General features: G+C 73.5%; 17 protein-coding genes. 10 read left to right on the plus strand and 7 right to left on the minus strand.

Annotation, left to right across the window (positions count from 1 at the left end; all coding sequences use genetic code 11):
- The first annotated feature begins 11 nt into the window (after positions 1-11).
- The gene (locus tag AB0367_RS17635) at positions 12-449 is read left to right on the plus strand and encodes an RDD family protein (RefSeq protein ID WP_366227375.1); all 438 of its coding nucleotides are present in this window, start codon (positions 12-14) and stop codon (positions 447-449) included.
- Between the two features lie 55 nt (positions 450-504).
- Here the strand turns inward: AB0367_RS17635 and AB0367_RS17640 are convergent, their stop codons facing one another.
- The 6 genes from AB0367_RS17640 to AB0367_RS17665 all read right to left on the minus strand — a co-directional run bounded on the left by AB0367_RS17640 (position 505) and on the right by AB0367_RS17665 (position 6,323).
- Positions 505-1,479, minus strand: a complete 975-nt coding sequence (locus tag AB0367_RS17640) for an acyl-CoA dehydrogenase family protein (protein ID WP_366227376.1) — start codon at positions 1,477-1,479, stop codon at positions 505-507.
- Between the two features lie 11 nt (positions 1,480-1,490).
- On the minus strand, positions 1,491-2,645 hold the full coding sequence (locus AB0367_RS17645; RefSeq protein WP_366227377.1) for an acyl-CoA dehydrogenase family protein: 1,155 nt from the start codon (positions 2,643-2,645) through the stop codon (positions 1,491-1,493).
- On the minus strand, positions 2,635-3,495 hold the full coding sequence (locus tag AB0367_RS17650) for an SDR family oxidoreductase (protein WP_366227378.1): 861 nt from the start codon (positions 3,493-3,495) through the stop codon (positions 2,635-2,637). The genes AB0367_RS17645 and AB0367_RS17650 overlap by 11 nt, the downstream gene beginning before the upstream one ends.
- On the minus strand, positions 3,492-4,346 hold the full coding sequence (locus AB0367_RS17655) for an LLM class F420-dependent oxidoreductase (RefSeq protein ID WP_366227379.1): 855 nt from the start codon (positions 4,344-4,346) through the stop codon (positions 3,492-3,494). The genes AB0367_RS17650 and AB0367_RS17655 overlap by 4 nt, the downstream gene beginning before the upstream one ends.
- A gap of 83 nt (positions 4,347-4,429) precedes the next feature.
- Entirely contained in the window at positions 4,430-5,197 is a 768-nt protein-coding gene (locus AB0367_RS17660) for an SDR family oxidoreductase (protein WP_366227380.1), read from the minus strand.
- Positions 5,172-6,323 carry an acetyl-CoA C-acetyltransferase gene (locus AB0367_RS17665; RefSeq protein ID WP_366227381.1) on the minus strand — a complete coding sequence of 384 codons (1,152 nt, stop codon included), beginning with the start codon at positions 6,321-6,323 and terminating at the stop codon, positions 5,172-5,174. Before AB0367_RS17665 ends, AB0367_RS17660 begins: the two co-directional genes overlap by 26 nt.
- Before the next feature lie 182 nt (positions 6,324-6,505).
- On the opposite strand from AB0367_RS17665, the gene AB0367_RS17670 reads away from it, so the two are divergent.
- The 4 genes from AB0367_RS17670 to AB0367_RS17685 are packed head-to-tail and all read left to right on the plus strand — an operon-like array spanning position 6,506 to position 10,759.
- Entirely contained in the window at positions 6,506-8,011 is a 1,506-nt protein-coding gene (locus AB0367_RS17670) for a FadD3 family acyl-CoA ligase (protein WP_366227382.1), read from the plus strand.
- Positions 8,008-8,688, plus strand: a complete 681-nt coding sequence (locus AB0367_RS17675) for an SDR family oxidoreductase (RefSeq protein WP_366227383.1) — start codon at positions 8,008-8,010, stop codon at positions 8,686-8,688. The genes AB0367_RS17670 and AB0367_RS17675 overlap by 4 nt, the downstream gene beginning before the upstream one ends.
- 14 nt (positions 8,689-8,702) lie before the next feature.
- Positions 8,703-9,893, plus strand: coding sequence for an acetyl-CoA C-acetyltransferase (locus AB0367_RS17680; RefSeq protein WP_366227384.1), 1,191 nt, complete (start codon positions 8,703-8,705; stop codon positions 9,891-9,893).
- Positions 9,890-10,759 carry an SDR family oxidoreductase gene (locus AB0367_RS17685; protein WP_366227385.1) on the plus strand — a complete coding sequence of 290 codons (870 nt, stop codon included), beginning with the start codon at positions 9,890-9,892 and terminating at the stop codon, positions 10,757-10,759. The genes AB0367_RS17680 and AB0367_RS17685 overlap by 4 nt, the downstream gene beginning before the upstream one ends.
- Positions 10,760-10,881: 122 nt before the next feature.
- Here AB0367_RS17685 and AB0367_RS17690 read toward each other — a convergent pair whose 3' ends face one another.
- The gene (locus AB0367_RS17690; protein WP_366227386.1) at positions 10,882-11,469 is read right to left on the minus strand and encodes a TetR/AcrR family transcriptional regulator; all 588 of its coding nucleotides are present in this window, start codon (positions 11,467-11,469) and stop codon (positions 10,882-10,884) included.
- 153 nt (positions 11,470-11,622) lie between these two features.
- Between AB0367_RS17690 and AB0367_RS17695 the strand changes: the two genes are divergently transcribed.
- The 5 genes from AB0367_RS17695 to AB0367_RS17715 are packed head-to-tail and all read left to right on the plus strand — an operon-like array spanning position 11,623 to position 15,700.
- Entirely contained in the window at positions 11,623-12,480 is an 858-nt protein-coding gene (locus AB0367_RS17695; RefSeq protein ID WP_366227387.1) for a CoA-transferase, read from the plus strand.
- Between the two features lie 29 nt (positions 12,481-12,509).
- Positions 12,510-13,262: a CoA-transferase gene (locus AB0367_RS17700; RefSeq protein WP_366227388.1), complete on the plus strand. Its 753-nt coding sequence runs from the start codon at positions 12,510-12,512 to the stop codon at positions 13,260-13,262.
- On the plus strand, positions 13,259-14,311 hold the full coding sequence (locus AB0367_RS17705) for a nitronate monooxygenase (protein WP_366227389.1): 1,053 nt from the start codon (positions 13,259-13,261) through the stop codon (positions 14,309-14,311). The genes AB0367_RS17700 and AB0367_RS17705 overlap by 4 nt, the downstream gene beginning before the upstream one ends.
- A complete protein-coding gene (locus AB0367_RS17710; protein ID WP_366227390.1) occupies positions 14,311-14,943 on the plus strand; it encodes a gamma carbonic anhydrase family protein in 633 nt (210 codons plus the stop codon). The genes AB0367_RS17705 and AB0367_RS17710 overlap by 1 nt, the downstream gene beginning before the upstream one ends.
- A gap of 4 nt (positions 14,944-14,947) precedes the next feature.
- Positions 14,948-15,700, plus strand: a complete 753-nt coding sequence (locus AB0367_RS17715) for an SDR family oxidoreductase (protein ID WP_366227392.1) — start codon at positions 14,948-14,950, stop codon at positions 15,698-15,700.
- The last annotated feature ends 11 nt before the right edge of the window (positions 15,701-15,711 follow it).

Below are 15,711 nucleotides of genomic sequence, written 5' to 3' on the forward strand. Positions count from 1 at the left end.
GAGGTAGCGAAATGACCTATCCATCGAGATCGGCCGACGTCCACGTGACCGGCCGACGCGTGGTGGCCACCATCGTCGACGCCGTGTTGCTCGGCTGCCTCGGTGGCATCGTCGCGCGGCTGGCAGGCGTCGAGACCACCTCGTCGGGCTTCGGCTTCACCCGGCTGTCGAGCGGCGGCAGCATCGCGGTGTTCATCTTCGTGCTGCTGTACTACGTGCTGCTGGAGGGACTCTTCGGCCGCACGGTCGGCAAGCTGGTCACCGGCATCCGCGTCGTCGACGAGTCCACCGGCACCCCGCCCGGCATCGGCAAGGCCATCATCCGCACGTTGCTGCGCATCATCGACGGCCTCTTCGCCTATCTGGTCGGCTACATCGTGGTGCTGTGCTCGCGGCGCCGGCGGCGCCTCGGCGACATGGCCGCCAGGACCCTGGTCGTCCGCGCCTGACTCGTACCCACCATGCAGGGGCCGTGCACGTCCGCTCAGGGCCGTGCACGGCCGCTCAGGCGAAGGCCCGGGCCAGCAGAAGCCGGCGCAGGGCGGCCGGGTCACCCGCGAGCAGGTGGTTGGCGGTGGCCCGCTTGAGGTACTGGTGCGCCTGGTGCTCCCACGTGAAGCCGATGCCGCCGAGCAGCTGGATCGCCTCCCGCGTGACCGTGTAGGCGGCCTCGGTGGCGGCCAGCTTCGCCAGCGGCGCGGCGAGCGCGAACTCCGGCGTGCCGGCGACCCGCAGCGCGTGGCGGGCGGAAGACGTGGCCTGCTCCAGCAGCACGTGCAGGTCGGCGACGCGGTGGCGCAGCGCCTGGAACGTCGCCAGGGGCACGCCGAACTGGTGGCGGGTGCGCAGATGCTCGATCGTGACCTGCAGCGACGCCCGGGCGACGCCGACGGACTCGGCGGCCAGGGCGGCGTGCAGCACGTCGAGGGCATGCGGTGCGCCGCCGCGGGCGACGAGGCGGGCCCGGGTGCCGGTCAGGACCAGGGTGGCTTGGCCGCGGGTCAGGTCCAGGGTCGGCGTCGGCCGCACCTGCGGGGCATCGGTCAGATAGAGGTCGCCGCCGGCCTCCACGACGAACACGTCGGCGAGATCGCCGTCCAGCACGTGCTCGACGCGGCCGTCCAGGACGTGGCCGTCGCCGGTCGGCACCGCGTCGACGGTGCCGCCGAGGGCCAGCGCGCCGACCGTGGTGCCGGCGGCCAGCGCCGGCAGCAGTTCGGCGGCGGCCGGCAGGGCCGGGTCCAGCGACAGGGCGACGGCGGTGGTCGACAGCAGCGGGGCGGACAGCAGTGCGGCGCCGGCCTCCTCCAGGACGATGCCGGCCTCGACCGCGCTCGCGCCGAAGCCGCCGTGCTCCTCGGGCACGGCCAGGGCGGTGAGGCCGAGCTCGCCGCTCAGCCGGGCCCAGCTGTACCTGGGGGAGGCCAGGAACTCGCGGACCGAGTCACGCAGGGCGACCTGCTCGGGACCGAACTCCATTGTGGACACTCCTAGCGTCGGGCGCGGCCGAGCAGCGCCTCGGCGATGATGTTGCGCTGAATCTCGTTGGAGCCGCCGTAGATGGTGTCGGCGCGGGTGAACAGGAACAGCCGCTGCGCGTCGGTCAGCTCGTAGGGCGCGTCGCGCAGCAGCGTCGCGGCCGGGCCGTCGACCGTCATCGCCAGCTCGCCGAGGGCCTGGTGCCAGTTCGACCACAACAGCTTCGCGACCGACGCCGCGGCCGGGTCCGGGTCGGTGGCCGACAGCGTGCGCAGCGCGTGGTGACGCAGCCCCTGCAGGCCGGCCCAGGTGGCGACGATCCGGTCCGCGACGAGCGGGTCGGCGAAGCTGCCGTTGGCCCGCGCCCGGTCCACGATGGACTCCAGCTCGCGGGCGAAGCCGAGCTGCTGGCCCAGCGTCGCGACGCCGCGCTCGAAGGCGAGGGTGCTGGTGGCCACGCGCCAGCCGTCGCCGGGCGCGCCGACGATGTTATCGGCGGCGGTGGTCGCGGCGTCGAAGAAGACCTCGTTGAACTCCGAGGTGCCGGTCAGCTGCACGATCGGCCGGACCTGCACGCCGGGCTGGTCCATGGGCACGAGCAGATACGACAGCCCCGCCTTGCGCACCCCCTCGCCGGTGCGGGCGAGCACGAAGCACCATTCGGCGACGTGCGCCAGCGACGTCCACACCTTCTGCCCGGTGACCCGCCACTCGCCGCCGTCGAGGACTGCCCGGGTCTGCACACCGGCCAGGTCGGATCCGGCTTCCGGTTCGGAGTAGCCCTGGCACCACAGCTCCTCGGCGCGCGCGATCGGCGGCAGGAAGCGGGCCTTCTGCTCCTCGGTACCGTGCGCGATGAGCGTGGGCGCGAGCAGGTACTCACCGATGTGGCTGAGCCGGCCGGGGCCACCGGCGCGGGCGTACTCCTCGAAGAACACGACCTGCTCGGCGATGCTCGCGCCACGGCCGTACGGTCGCGGCCAGCCCAGGCCGATCCAGCCGCCGGCGCCGAGCTCGCGCTCCCAGCGGGCGCGCAGCTCGAGGTGCTCGTGTTCGCGGCCGGGTCCGCCGGTGCCGATGAGGGGCGTGAACTCGCCGGTGAGATGCTCGGCGAGCCACGATCGCACCTCGTCGCGGAAGCCGGGAGCGAGAGCCTCAGGCGCCATACACGGCCGCCGGCTGCGGTGCGCGGGCGAGCAGGTCACGAACCACGGGGCCCAGCTCGGCCGGGTCCCAGCGGCGCCCGGCGTCGGCGGCGGGGCCGTGCTGCCAGCCGTCGGCGACGCTCACGCTGCCGCCGCTGACTTCGAACACGCGGCCGGTGACGAAGCCGGCCTCCGCGGAGGCGAGCCACACGACGAGGGGCGAGACGTTCTCCGGCGCCATCGTGTCGAAGCCCTGCTCGGGCGCGCGCATCGCGTCGGCGAACACCTCCTCGGTCATCGAGGTGCGGGCGCTGGGCGCGATCGCGTTGACGGTGACGCCGTAGCGGGCCAGCTCGGCGGCGGCGACCTGGGTCAGCGCGGCGACGGCGGCCTTGGCGGCGCTGTAGTTGACCTGCCCGACGCTGCCGAGCAGCCCGGCGCCGGAGGTGGTGTTGACGACCCGGGCGGCGGCGGGGGTGCCGGCCTTGGCGAGGGCCTTCCAGTGCGCGGCCGCGTGCCGCAGCGGCGCGAAGTGCCCCTTGAGGTTTACCCGCACCACGTCGTCCCACTCCGCCTCGGTGACGTTGGTGAGCATCCGGTCGCGGGCCAGGCCGGCGTTGTTGACGAGCGCGTCCAGCCGGCCGGTCTCGGCGACCGCCAGCTCGACGAGGGCGGCGGCGAAGTTCCAGTCGGCGATGTCGCCGGGCGCGGCGAGCGCCTTCCCGCCGGCGGTGGCGCACTCGGCGGCGACCGCGTCGAGCCGCCCGCCGTCGAGGTCGTTGAGGACCACGTGATGCCCGGCCGCGGCGAAGGCCAGGGCGTGCGCGCGGCCGAGCCCCTGCCCGGCACCGGTGATGACGACCGTTCTCATACCCCGAGGACCTCCTGCTGATAGCGACGTACCTTGTCCCGCACCCCGGCCGGATCGTTCGGGTCGGCCCGGATGACCACCCGCGCGACGCCGAGCGCGCGCAGGGTCTCCAACTCGCCGCGCTTGCTCGGCGCGCGCATCGTGATCTCGACGTCGTCAGGGTCGCGGCCGGCGGCGCGGCACTCGTCGCGCAGCGCGGCGCGCAGCTCGGCGAAGGCGTCGCCGTGCACGCCGAGCGGGTACCAGCCGGTGCCGTAGCGGGCGGCGCGGCGTACCGCCGCCCGGCTGTGCCCCCCGACGACGATCGGGACGGTGCCGCGGACCGGGCGGGGGCGGCTGTGCACCGGACCGAATGACACGAACCGGCCCTCGTACCGCGCCGGCGCGCCCGTCCACAGTTCGCGCATCGCCTCGAGGTACTCGTCGGCGCGGGCGCCGCGCTCGGCGAAGGGCACCCCGAGTGCGTCGTACTCCTCGCGCAGCCAGCCGACGCCGATGCCGGCCAGCAGCCGGCCGCCGCTGAGCACGTCGACCGTGGCCAGGCGCTTGGCCAGGTCCACCGGGTTGTGCTCGGGCAGGATGAGCATCGCGGTGCCGAGGCGCAGCGTCGTGGTGTGCGCGGCGGCGAAGGTCAGCCAGTGCAGCGGATCCGGGATGTCGTCGTGCGGGCCGAGGCTCATCCGGCCGCTCGGGTCGTACGGGTACGAACTGCTGTACTCGTCCGGTACGACCACGTGCTCGACGGCCCAGACCGACTCGCAGCCGAGCTCCTCCAGCAGCCGCACGAACCGTGCGATCGTGGCGGGGTCGGCGCCGGCGTTGCTCGGCATGACTCCGAGTTTCAGCTCCACGGCCGGTAGTCTACCAAACGCTTGCTTGGTTATGCATCCGCCATGCTGCAGGACTTCGCCGACCGCGACGGCGTTGACGGCGGCTACTCGGCCTGAGGGCGGGCCGTGTCGGAGTACCGTGGCAGCTGCCCGCCGCCGTCGACCACCAGCGACGCGCCGGACAGGTACGCGGCCAGCGGCGAGGCCAGCAGCAGCACGGCGTTGGCGATGTCCTCCGGCGTGGCCAGGCGCCCCAGCGGCACCGTGGCGGCGACCGCGGCCAGGGCGGCCTCGTCGCCGAAGTGCGTCGCGTGGTCGTCGGTGCGCACGGCGCCGGCCGTCACCGTGTTGACCCGCACCTTCGGCGCCCACTCCAGGGCCAGGGCCCGGGTGAGCACCTCCAGGCCGCCCTTCGCCGCCGCGTAGGCCGCGGTGCCGGGCGCCGGGCGCAGCGCGGAGACGCTGCCGATGTTGACGATCAGCCCGCCGCCGGGCTGCTCCTGCATGACGGCGTTGGCGGCCTGGGCGACGAAGAACGGCGCGAGCAGGTTGAGCCGCACGACCGCGGTGACGAGGTTGGGCGACGCCGTCGCGGCCGGCGCGGGCGGGGAGCCGCCGGCGTTGTTGACGACGAGGTCGAGCCGCCCGAACCGCGCCACCGCCGCCCGGACGAGCCCGGCGGCCTCCTCCGGCTCACGCACGTCGGCGCGGTGGAACACCACCCCGCCGGGCAGGTCGCCGGGGTCGCGGCGGCCGCAGACCAGCACGCCGTACCCGGCGCCGGCCAGGCGCGCCGCGATGGTTCGCCCGATGCCCCGGGTCCCGCCGGTCACCAGGGCCGCGGGCTCAGATCCGTTCGATGATGGTGACATTGGCCGTACCTCCGCCCTCGCACATGGTCTGCAGCCCGAAGCGCCCGCCGCTCGCCTCCAGCTCGTGCAGCAGCGTCGTCATGAGCCGGGCCCCGGTCGCGCCGAGCGGGTGGCCCAGGGCGACGGCGCCGCCGTTGACGTTGACCCGTGCCGGGTCCGCGCCGGTCTCGGCCAGCCAGGACAGCACCACCGGTACGAACGCCTCGTTGATCTCGACGAGGTCGATGTCACCGATCGTCAGCCCGGCCCGCGCCAAGGCGCGCGCGGTGGCCGGGATCGGCCCGGTGAGCATGAAGACCGGGTCGTCGGCGAGCACCGACAGGTGGTGGACGCGGGCTCGGGGGCGCAGGCCGTGCTCGCGCACCGCGCGGGGCGAGGCCACCAGCAGTGCCGCGGCGCCGTCGGAGATCTGGCTGGCCAGTGCCGCGGTGACGACCCCGTCCGGGGTGAGCGTCGGCAGGCCGGCCATCTTCTCCAGGGTGGTGTCGCGGCGCGGACCCTCGTCGCGGGTGACCCCCGCGATCGGCTCGATCTCCCGCTCGAAACGCCCGGCGTCGATCGCCGCGGCCGCGCGGTGGTGGCTCTGCAGGGCGTAGCGCTCCATCTCCTCGCGCGACAGCGACCACTTGCGCGCGATGAGCTCGGCCGCGCGGAACTGGCTGATCTCCTGCTCGCCGTAGCGGGCCAGCCAGCCGGCCGAGCCGCGGAACGGGTCGTCGAAGCCGTACGGCTGCCCGGCCAGCATCGCCGCGGAGATGGGGATCGCGCTCATGTTCTGCACCCCGCCGGCCACGACCAGGTCCGCCGTGCCCGACATGACCGCCTGCGCGGCGAAGTGCACCGCCTGCTGTGACGAGCCGCACTGCCGGTCCACGGTGACCCCGGGGACGTGCTCGGGCAGGCCGGCGGCGAGCCAGCTGGTGCGCGCGATGTTGCCGGCCTGCGGCCCGAGCGCGTCGACGCAGCCGAAGATCACGTCGTCGACCGCGGCCGGGTCGATGCCGGCGCGGCGCACCAGCGCCTCGAGCACGTGCGCGCCGAGGTCAGCCGGGTGGATGCCGGCCAGCCCGCCGCCGCGCCGGCCGACCGGAGTGCGGACCGCCTCGACCAGGTATGCCTCCGTCATGCCGCTTCCTCCGCTTCGTTCCTGCTGCGGCACGAGGTGGGATTCCTCCGATGAGGGGCCCCACCGCCCGATCTGGCTCGATGGGGCTTCGCGCTGATCGAGCCAGACCAGGCGCCGCTCCGCTCCGTATCGCTCATGGCCAGACCTTACCAAGCGAGCGCTTGATTGGTAAGGTGCCACCCATGCAACCGTTGGACGCCCGTACCATCCCCGATCTGGTCCGGGCCGGCGCAGCGCACTACCGCACCCGCGAGGCGATCGTTGATGGCCAGGTGCGGCTGACCTATGCCGAGCTCGGCGCGCAGGTGGCGCGCTTCGCCGAGGCCGTCGCCGCACGGGGCGTGACCAAGGGCGACCGTGTCGCGCTGTGGGCGCCCAACGGCTGGCGGTGGATCGTCGCCGCCCTCGGCATCGTCTCAGCCGGGGGCGTGCTCGTGCCCTTGAACACGCGGTTCAAGGGCCCCGAGGCCGCCTACATCCTCGCCCGCAGCGGCGCCCGGCTGCTGCTCGTCGACGACGGCTTCCTCGGTAACCGCTACATCGAGTCGCTGACCGAGGCCGCCGCCGAGACCCCGCTGCCCGAGCTGGCCGAGACCGTGCCGCTCGCCGACTGGGACGCCTTCACCGCCGTCGGCCAGCCGGTCGAGGCCGTGGTGGACCCCGAGGACGTCTCGGACCTGTTCTTCACCAGCGGTACCACGGGCAACCCCAAGGGCGCGATGCTCACCCACCGGCAGAGCACCGAGCTCTACGTCGCCTGGAGCGAGCTCGCCGACCTGCGCGAGGGGGACCGGTACCTGCTGGTCAACCCGTGCTTCAACACCTTCGGCTACAAGGCCGGCGTCATCGCCTGCCTGCTGCGCGGCGCCACGATCGTGCCGCAGGCCGTGTTCGACGTCCCCACCAGCCTTGAACTCGTGCGGCGCGAGCGCATCACCGTGCTGCCCGGCCCGCCGACGCTGTACACCTCGATGCTCGATCACCCCGACCGCGCCGCCTACGACCTGTCGAGCCTGCGCGTCGCGATCACCGGCGCCACGACCGTGCCGGTGGTGATGATCGAGCGGCTGCGTTCCGAGCTCGCGCTGCGGACCGTGCTCACCGCCTACGGGCTCACCGAGTCGTGCGGTACCTCCACCATGTGCCGCCCCGACGACGACCCGGTCACGGTCGCCACGACCTGTGGCACCGCGTTGCCCGGCGTCGAGGTCCGGGTGGACGACAAGACCGGCGAGGTCCTGGTCCGCGGCTACAACGTGATGCGGGGGTACTTCGACGACCCGCTCGGCACCGCCGAGGCGATCGACGCCGACGGGTGGCTGCACACCGGCGACGTCGGCGTGCTCGACGAGCGCGGCTACCTGCGCATCACCGACCGGCTCAAGGACATGTTCATCGTCGGCGGGTTCAACGCCTACCCAGCCGAGATCGAGCAGGTCATCGCCCGGCACCCGGCCGTGGCCGAGGTCGCCGTGATCGGCGTGCCCGACGAGCGGCTCGGCGAGGTCGCCCGCGCCTTCGTGGTAGCCCGCCCCGGGCCGGCGCTCGATCCGGAAGAGCTGGCGTCGTACTGCCGCACGCGGCTGGCCAACTACAAGCAGCCGCGGTCCTTCGTGCTGGTGCCCTCCCTGCCGCGCAACGCCAGCGGCAAGGTGCTCAAGACCACGCTGCGGGCAGACACGCGATGAGCCTCGGATTCTCACCCGGCGACACCGTCCTCGTCACCGGCGGCGCCAGCGGCATCGGGGCGGCGACCGCCGCGCTCGCCGCCGGGGCCGGGCTGCGCGTGGTCGTCTGGGACCTCGCGCCGACCCCCGGCGGGGCCGTCGTGGACGTGCGCGACCCGGACGCCGTCGCGGCCGCGCTCGCCGCCGCCGGGCCGGTGCGCTACCTGGTCAACAACGCCGGCCCGGCCAGCGGCGGCCCGCCGCTGCCGTTCACCGACGGCCTGGCGTTCACCGCCGGCAGCGTCGAGCTGGTCACCTCGGCGTGGCTGGCCACCGGGCCGCCCGACGGCGCGGCCGTGGTCAACGTCGCCTCCGTCGCCGGCAACCTCGTCGGCACCGACTCGCCGTGGTACTCGGCCGGCAAGGCGGCGATCGCGGGGTACACCCGTCATCTGGCCACCCGGGCGGCGCCGCGGGTGCGCGCCAACGCTGTCGCCCCCGGCTTCATCGACACCCCGCGCATGGTCGGCTTCGCCGACACCCCGCTCGGCCGCTCCCTGATCGAGCGCAACCCGATGTGCCGCGCCGGACGTCCCGAGGACGTCGCCGCGGCCGTGTTGTTTCTGCTGTCTCCGTCCGCCGCTTACATCAACGGGGTACTGCTGCCGGTCGACGGCGGCTGGACCGTCTCGCAGTGAAAGGGGTGTCCCGCTTGGACGCCGTCATCGTCTCCGCCGTGCGCTCGCCGATCGGCCGGGCCTACAAGGGTTCCCTCGCCGGCGTGCGCGCCGACGACCTCGCCGCGCAGATCGTCGGCAAGGCTCTCGCCCGGGTGCCCGCCCTCGACCCCACCACCCTCGACGACATCCTCATGGGCTGCGCGCAGCCGGCCGGCGAGCAGGGGTACAACCTCGGCCGCCAGGTCGCGATGCACATCGGCCTCGACATGGTGCCCGGCACCACCGTCAACCGCTACTGCGCCTCCTCGCTGCAAGCGATCCGGATGGCCTTCCACGCCATCCGGGCGGGGGAGGGGCACGCGTTCATCGCCGCCGGCGCCGAGGTCGTCTCGCACTACCCGGCCGGCAAGGCCGACGCCATGCCCGGCACCCGCAACCCGCGCTGGCCCGAGCGCGGCTCGACGCTTCCGTGGCGCGACCCGCGCGAGAGCGGGGAGCTGCCCGATGTGTACATCGCCATGGGCGACACCGCGGAGAACGTCGCCTCGCTGTGCGGCATCACCCGCGGCGAGCAGGACGAGTTCGCGGTGCGCAGCCAGAACAACGCGGAGAAGGCCCAGGCCGACGGCTTCTGGGAGCGCGACATCACGCCGGTCACCCTGCCCGACGGCACGGTGGTGAGCCGCGACGACGGCCCCCGCGCCGGCGTGACGCTGGAGAAGATCGCCGCCCTGCAGCCGGCCTTCCGGCCAGACGGCACCGTCACCGCCGCCAACTGCTGCCCGCTCAACGACGGCGCCGCGGCCGTCGTGGTGATGAGCGCCGCTCGCGCCCAGGAGCTGGGCCTGACGCCGCTGGCGCGGATCGTTGCCACCGGCGTGTCCGCGCTGAGCCCCGAGATCATGGGCCTCGGCCCCGTGGAGGCGAGCCGGCGGGCCCTGGCGCACGCCGGCATGTCCATCGGCGACGTCGACCTCATCGAGATCAACGAGGCGTTCGCGGCGCAGGTGATCCCGTCGGTCCGCCAGCTCGGCGCCGACCCCGAGCGGGTCAACGTGCACGGCGGCGCGATCGCCGTCGGTCACCCGTTCGGCATGACCGGCGCGCGCATCGCCACCACGCTGCTCAACGGCCTCGTCCACCGCGACGCGCAGATCGGCCTCGAGACCATGTGCACCGCCGGCGGTCAGGGCATGGCCATGATCGTGGAGCGGCTCTCGTGACGAATTTCACCGGTGTTCTGGACGGCAAGGCGGTCGTCGTCACCGGCGCCGGCCGCGGGCTCGGCGCCGCCTACGCCCGGCTCGCCGCGGCCGAGGGGGCGGCGGTCGTGGTCAACGACGTGGACGCCGACCTCGCCGGCGCGGTCGTCGCCGAGATCCGCGCTGCCGGCGGCCGGGCCGAGGCCGCCGTGGGCTCGGTGGCCACCTGGGAGGGCGCCGGCGCGATCATCGGGGCCTGCGTGGACGCGTTCGGCGCCGTCGACGGCCTCGTGAACAACGCCGGCATCTTCGGCCTCGCGGACCCGATCGAGCAGGACCCGGCCGACTTCCGGGCGACGCTGGAGGTCAACGTCCTGGGCACCGCGTACTGCGGCCTGCACGCCATCCGCGCGATGCTGCCCCGCGGCACCGGATCGATCGTGAACGTGACGTCCGGAGCGCACGCCGGCTCGGCCGCGATGGGCGCCTACGGGGCGAGCAAGGGGGCGGTGGCCTCGCTGACCTACTGCTGGGCCGCCGACCTGGCGGGCACCGGCGTGCGCGTCAACGCGGTCTCCCCGAACGCGCACACCCGGATGGCGGACGCCTACGAGGCGTACCTGGGCGACGCCGCCCAGGGGCAGAACGTCGACAAGTCGCCGGCCCGCAACGCCCCGGCGGTCGTCTACCTGCTCTCCGACGCCGCAACGGCCCTGCACGGCCAGGTGGTCCGCCTCGACGGCGACGAGCTGTCGATGATGGCGCACCCCACCGTCCAGGGCAACGGCGCCCACGATCCGTCCTGGACCGTCGGCGCGGTGGCCGCCGCCTTCGCCGCCGGGCAGGTCGGCCCCTTGAGCCCGGTCGGCCTGCACCGCACCGGCTGAGGCGAAGCCGCGCCGCGCGGAGCGAGCGGTCGGGCTGGTACGGTCCGCAGCCATGCGTGCCGGCCCGCTCGACCGCCTGCCCGCCGCCGCACCGACCGGCCGCGGCATCCCTGCCGCGAGCGTCAGCGGCGGGACAGGCCGTCCAGGAACAGCGACGTGCACTCCTCCGCCAGGCGGGTGATCGGGTAGGCCGCCGTCGGCTTGAACCAGCGCACCGACAGCCACACGGCGTCACGCATCAGCCGGTAGAGGATCTTGGGGTCGAGGTCGTCGCGGATCACGCCCTGGGCGATCCCGGCCTCGAGGACCTGCAGCCAGGTGGCCTGGACCTCCTTGCCGGCGTTGCGCAGGTATCCGAAACGCTCGATCTGCGTCAGGTAGTTGACGTCGTTCTGGTAGATCTCGGTGGCATGCGGATGTGCCTCGACCACCTCGAGCGAAGCCACGATGAGGTCGTGCAGCCGGGTCCGTGGGTCGGTGTCCGCGGCCATCACCCGCTTGTACCGCGTGCGCAGGTCGTCCAGATACGAGGTGACGATCTCGTCGACCATCGCCTCCTTCGACTCGAAGTGGTGGTACAGGCTGCCCGAGAGGATGCCGACCTCGTCAGCGATCTCGCGCACCGTGGTGGCCGCTACGCCCTTGTTGGCGAACAGCGCCGCCGCGCTGGCGAGAATCCGCTCGCGTCGGTCCCCAGATTCCCGCGCCATTCCGTGTCCTTTGCAATGAAGGAGATGTATCCCGCCGACTCAAGCACGGAGTGTACCGATCCGGTGAGAAACCGAGTGTAGCGTAATCAAGCAAGCGCTTGGTACGGTCGTGGGGCATGTCAGCCTGCGAGAGTAAGGCGGCCGAATACGGCAATGGCGAACAAACAGATGTCTCCAGACGAGGTCGTGTCCCGGCTGCGGTCCGGCATGACCATCGGGATCGGCGGTTGGGGGTCGCGGCGCAAGCCTATGGCCCTGGTCCGGGCGATCCTGCGTTCCGATCTCACCGACCTGACCATCGTCAGCTACGGCGGACCCGAAGTCGGCCTGCTGCTGGCCGCGAAGAAGGTCCGGCACCTGGTGTACGGGTTTGTGTCGCTCGACACGATCCCGCTCGAGCCGCACTTCCGCGCGGCCCGGGAGGCGGGTGCGGTCGAGGTCACCGAGTATGACGAGGGCATGCTGCGCTTGGGGCTGTACGCGGCCACCTGCCGGCTGCCGTTCCTGCCCAGCCGCGCCGGGCTCGGCTCCGACGTGCTGCGGATCAACCCGGCGCTGCGGACCGTCACCTCGCCCTACGGCGACGAGGAGCTGCTGGCGGTGCCGGCGCTGCACCTCGACGCGGCGCTGGTGCACCTCAACCGCGCCGACGTGTACGGCAACGCGCAGTACCTGGGCCCCGACCCGTACTTCGACGACCTGTACTGCACCGCCGCCGAGCAGGCGTACGTCTCGGTCGAGCGGATCGTGCCCACCGCCGAGCTGACCCGGCAGGCGCCGGTGCAGAGCCTGCTGCTGCAGCGGTGGATGGTGCACGGCGTGGTGGAGGCCCCCGGTGGCGCCCACTTCACCTCGTGCGAACCGGACTACGGTCGCGACGAGGGGTTCCAGCGCGAGTACGCGACGGCGGCCGCCGACCCGCAGCTGTGGTCGGCCTTCTACGACCGCTACCTCAACGGCGACGAGGACGCGTACCGCGCCGCTGTGCAGCAGCGGGAGGTGGCGGCGTGAGCGATACGGAGCGAAGCGGAGGTGTCGGCGTGACGAATGCGACCCGTGCCGAGGTGTGTGTCGTGGCCTGCGCCGAGGCATGGCGCGGCGACGGCGAGATCCTGGCCAGCCCGATCGGCATCGTGCCGGTCATCGCCGCCCGGCTGGCCCGCGCCACGTTCGAGCCCGACCTGCTGCTGTCCGACGGCGAGGCGACGCTGGTCCAGGGCACGTGGGCGATCGGCGCGCCACCGCCGGTGGTCGAGGGCTGGATGCCCTTCCGCGCCGTGTTCGACCTGATCTACGGCGGGCGCCGGCACGTCATGATGGGCCCGAGCCAGATCGACCGTTACGGCAACACGAACATCTCGGCGATCGGCGACTTCGCCCACCCGACCCGGCAGCTGCTCGGCGTGCGCGGCGCGCCCGGCAACACCGTCCACCACCCGACGAGCTACTGGGTGCCGCGCCACGGCCGGCGCACGTTCGTGGCGGCCGTCGACATGGTCAGCGGCGTCGGCTACGACCGGGCGGCGGCGGTGCCCGAGGCCGGCCGCTTCCACGAGGTGCGCCGGGTGGTGAGCAACCTGGGCGTGTTCGACTTCGCCACCGAGGACCACCGCATGCGGCTGGTGTCGGTCCACCCGGGCGTGACGGTCGCCGAGGTGCTGGACGCCACGGGTTTCGATCTGGTCGTACCCGCCGAGGTGCCCGAGACCCGTGAGCCCACGGCGGAGGAGCTGACCCTGATCCGCGAGGTGATCGACCCCAGCGGCGTGCGTGCCAAAGAGGTGGCCGGGTGACGTCCGGGGCCTTGCGCACGCCGATCTGCGACCTGTTCGGGATTCGGTACCCGATCGTGCAGACCGGCATGGGCTGGGTCTCCGACGCCCGGCTCACCGCCGCCACGGCCGACGCGGGCGGGCTGGGCATCCTCGCCAGCGCCACGCTGTCGTACGACGAGCTGGTTACCGGGATCGCCGACGTCAAGGCCCGCACCGACCGGCCGTTCGGGGTCAACCTGCGCGCCGACGCGCCCGACGCCGCCCGCCGGGCCGATCTGCTCATCCGTGAGGGGGTGCGGGTCGCCTCGTTCGCGCTCGCACCCAAGCCCGAGCTGATCGACAAGCTGAAGTCCGCCGGCGTGGTCGTGGTGCCCTCCGTCGGCGCCCGCCGGCACGCCGAGAAGGTCGCGGCCTGGGGCGTGGACGCCGTGGTCGTGCAGGGCGGCGAGGGCGGCGGGCACACCGGCCCGGTGCCCACGTCGCTGCTGCTGCCGCAGGTCGTCGACGCCGTGGACATCCCGGTCATCGCGGCCGGCGGCTTCTACGACGGCCGTGGCCTGGTCGCCGCGCTCGCCTACGGGGCTGCCGGGGTCGCCATGGGCACCCGGTTCCTGCTCACCACCGACAGCCCGATCGCCGAGGACGTCAAACGGCGCTACCTCGCCGCCTCCGTCACCGGCACGGTCGTCACCGACGCGCTCGACGGCGTGCCCCAGCGGGTGCTGCGCACGCCGTTCGTCGACGCCCTCGCCGGGCGGGCGTCCGGGCGGCGGCTGGCGAACGCGATCGGCAACGCCCGGGCGTTTCGCAAGCTGTCCGGCCGGTCGTGGCTGTCGCTGCTGCGCGAGGGGCGCGCGATGCGCGGCCACGGGCTGCGCTACGACCAGGTGCTGCTCGCGGCCAACACGCCGATGCTCATCCGCACGGCGATGGTCGAGGGCCGCGCGGACGCCGGGGTGATGGCCAGCGGCCAGGTGACCGGGCTCATCGAGGACCTGCCCAGCTGTGCCGAGCTGATCGAGCGGATCGTCGCGGAGGCCGCTGTCGCGCTGCAACGGCTCGCCTGATGCCCGCGTACTCCATCGAGGGCGTCATCCCGGTCGTGCATCCCACCGCCTACGTGCACCCCACCGCCGTGCTCATCGGCGACGTGCACGTCGGCGCGGGCTGCTATGTCGGGCCGCTGGCGAGCCTGCGCGCCGACTTCGGCCGCATCGTCATGCTGGAGGGGTCCAACCTGCAGGACTCCTGCGTCTTCCACACCTTCCCGGACACGACCGCGGTGCTCGGCCGCGCCGGCCATGTCGGGCACGGCGCGATCCTGCACGGCTGCCGCACCGGCGCGGGCGTGCTCGTCGGCATGAACGCCGTCGTGATGGACGGCGCGGAGATCGGCGAGGAGGCGTTCGTCGGCGCGCACGCGTTCGTGAAGGCCGGGTTCGTGGTGCCGCCGCGCACCCTCGCCGCCGGGTCGCCGGCCCGCGTGGTGCGCGAGCTGACCGCGCAGGAGCTCGCGTGGAAGGCCAACGGCACCCGGGTGTACCAGGAGCTGGCCGTGCGCAGCCGGGAGACGCTGCGCGAGGTCGCGCCGCTGGCCGAGGCCGAGGCGGGCCGCCCGCGGCTGTCCACCTCGGCGACGACGGCGGTTCCGCTCGGCACCGCCCGCGCTGGCCAACCAAACAAGCGCTTGGTAGAGTGACGTCATGGTGAGCAAACCCCCCGCCCACGGCCTGCTCGCGGGCCGCACGGTGCTCGTGACCGCCGCCGCCGGCACCGGCATCGGCTTCGCGACCGCGCAGCGGTGCGTCGAGGAAGGCGCGACCGTCGCGATCAGCGATCGCCACGAGCGGCGCCTGGCCGAGGCCGCCGAGCGCCTGGGCGCGCTCGCGGTGCCGTGCGACGTCACCGACGAGGCTCAGGTGCAGCACCTGTTCGACACCGTCACCGACCGGCTCGGCGGCCTCGACGTGCTGGTCAACAACGCCGGGCTCGGCGGCACCGCCAACATCGTCGACATGACCGACGAGCAGTGGCGCTCGGTGCTCGACGTGACCCTCACCGGCACCTTCCGCTGCACCCGGGCCGCGCTGCGGCACATGATGCCGCGCGGGCGAGGCGCGGTGGTCAACAACGCCTCGGTCATCGGCTGGCGGGCACAGGAGGGACAGGCGCACTACGCCGCGGCCAAGGCCGGGGTCATGGCGCTCACCCGCGTCTCCGCCGTCGAGGCGGCCAAGGCCGGAGTGCGGGTCAACGCCGTGGCGCCCAGCCTGGCGATGCACCCGCACCTCGCCAAGGTCACCACCGACGAGCTGCTCGACGAGCTCGCCCGGCGCGAGGCGTTCGGCCGGCCCGCCGAGCCGTGGGAGGTGGCCAACGTGATCGTCTTCCTGGCCAGCGACTACAGCTCGTACATGACCGGCGAGGTCGTCTCCGTCAGCAGCCAGCACCCGTAGTTTGGAGCCAC

Source organism: Dactylosporangium sp. NPDC051484 (assembly GCF_040689395.1).
Taxonomy (GTDB): Bacteria; Actinomycetota; Actinomycetes; order Mycobacteriales; family Micromonosporaceae; genus Dactylosporangium.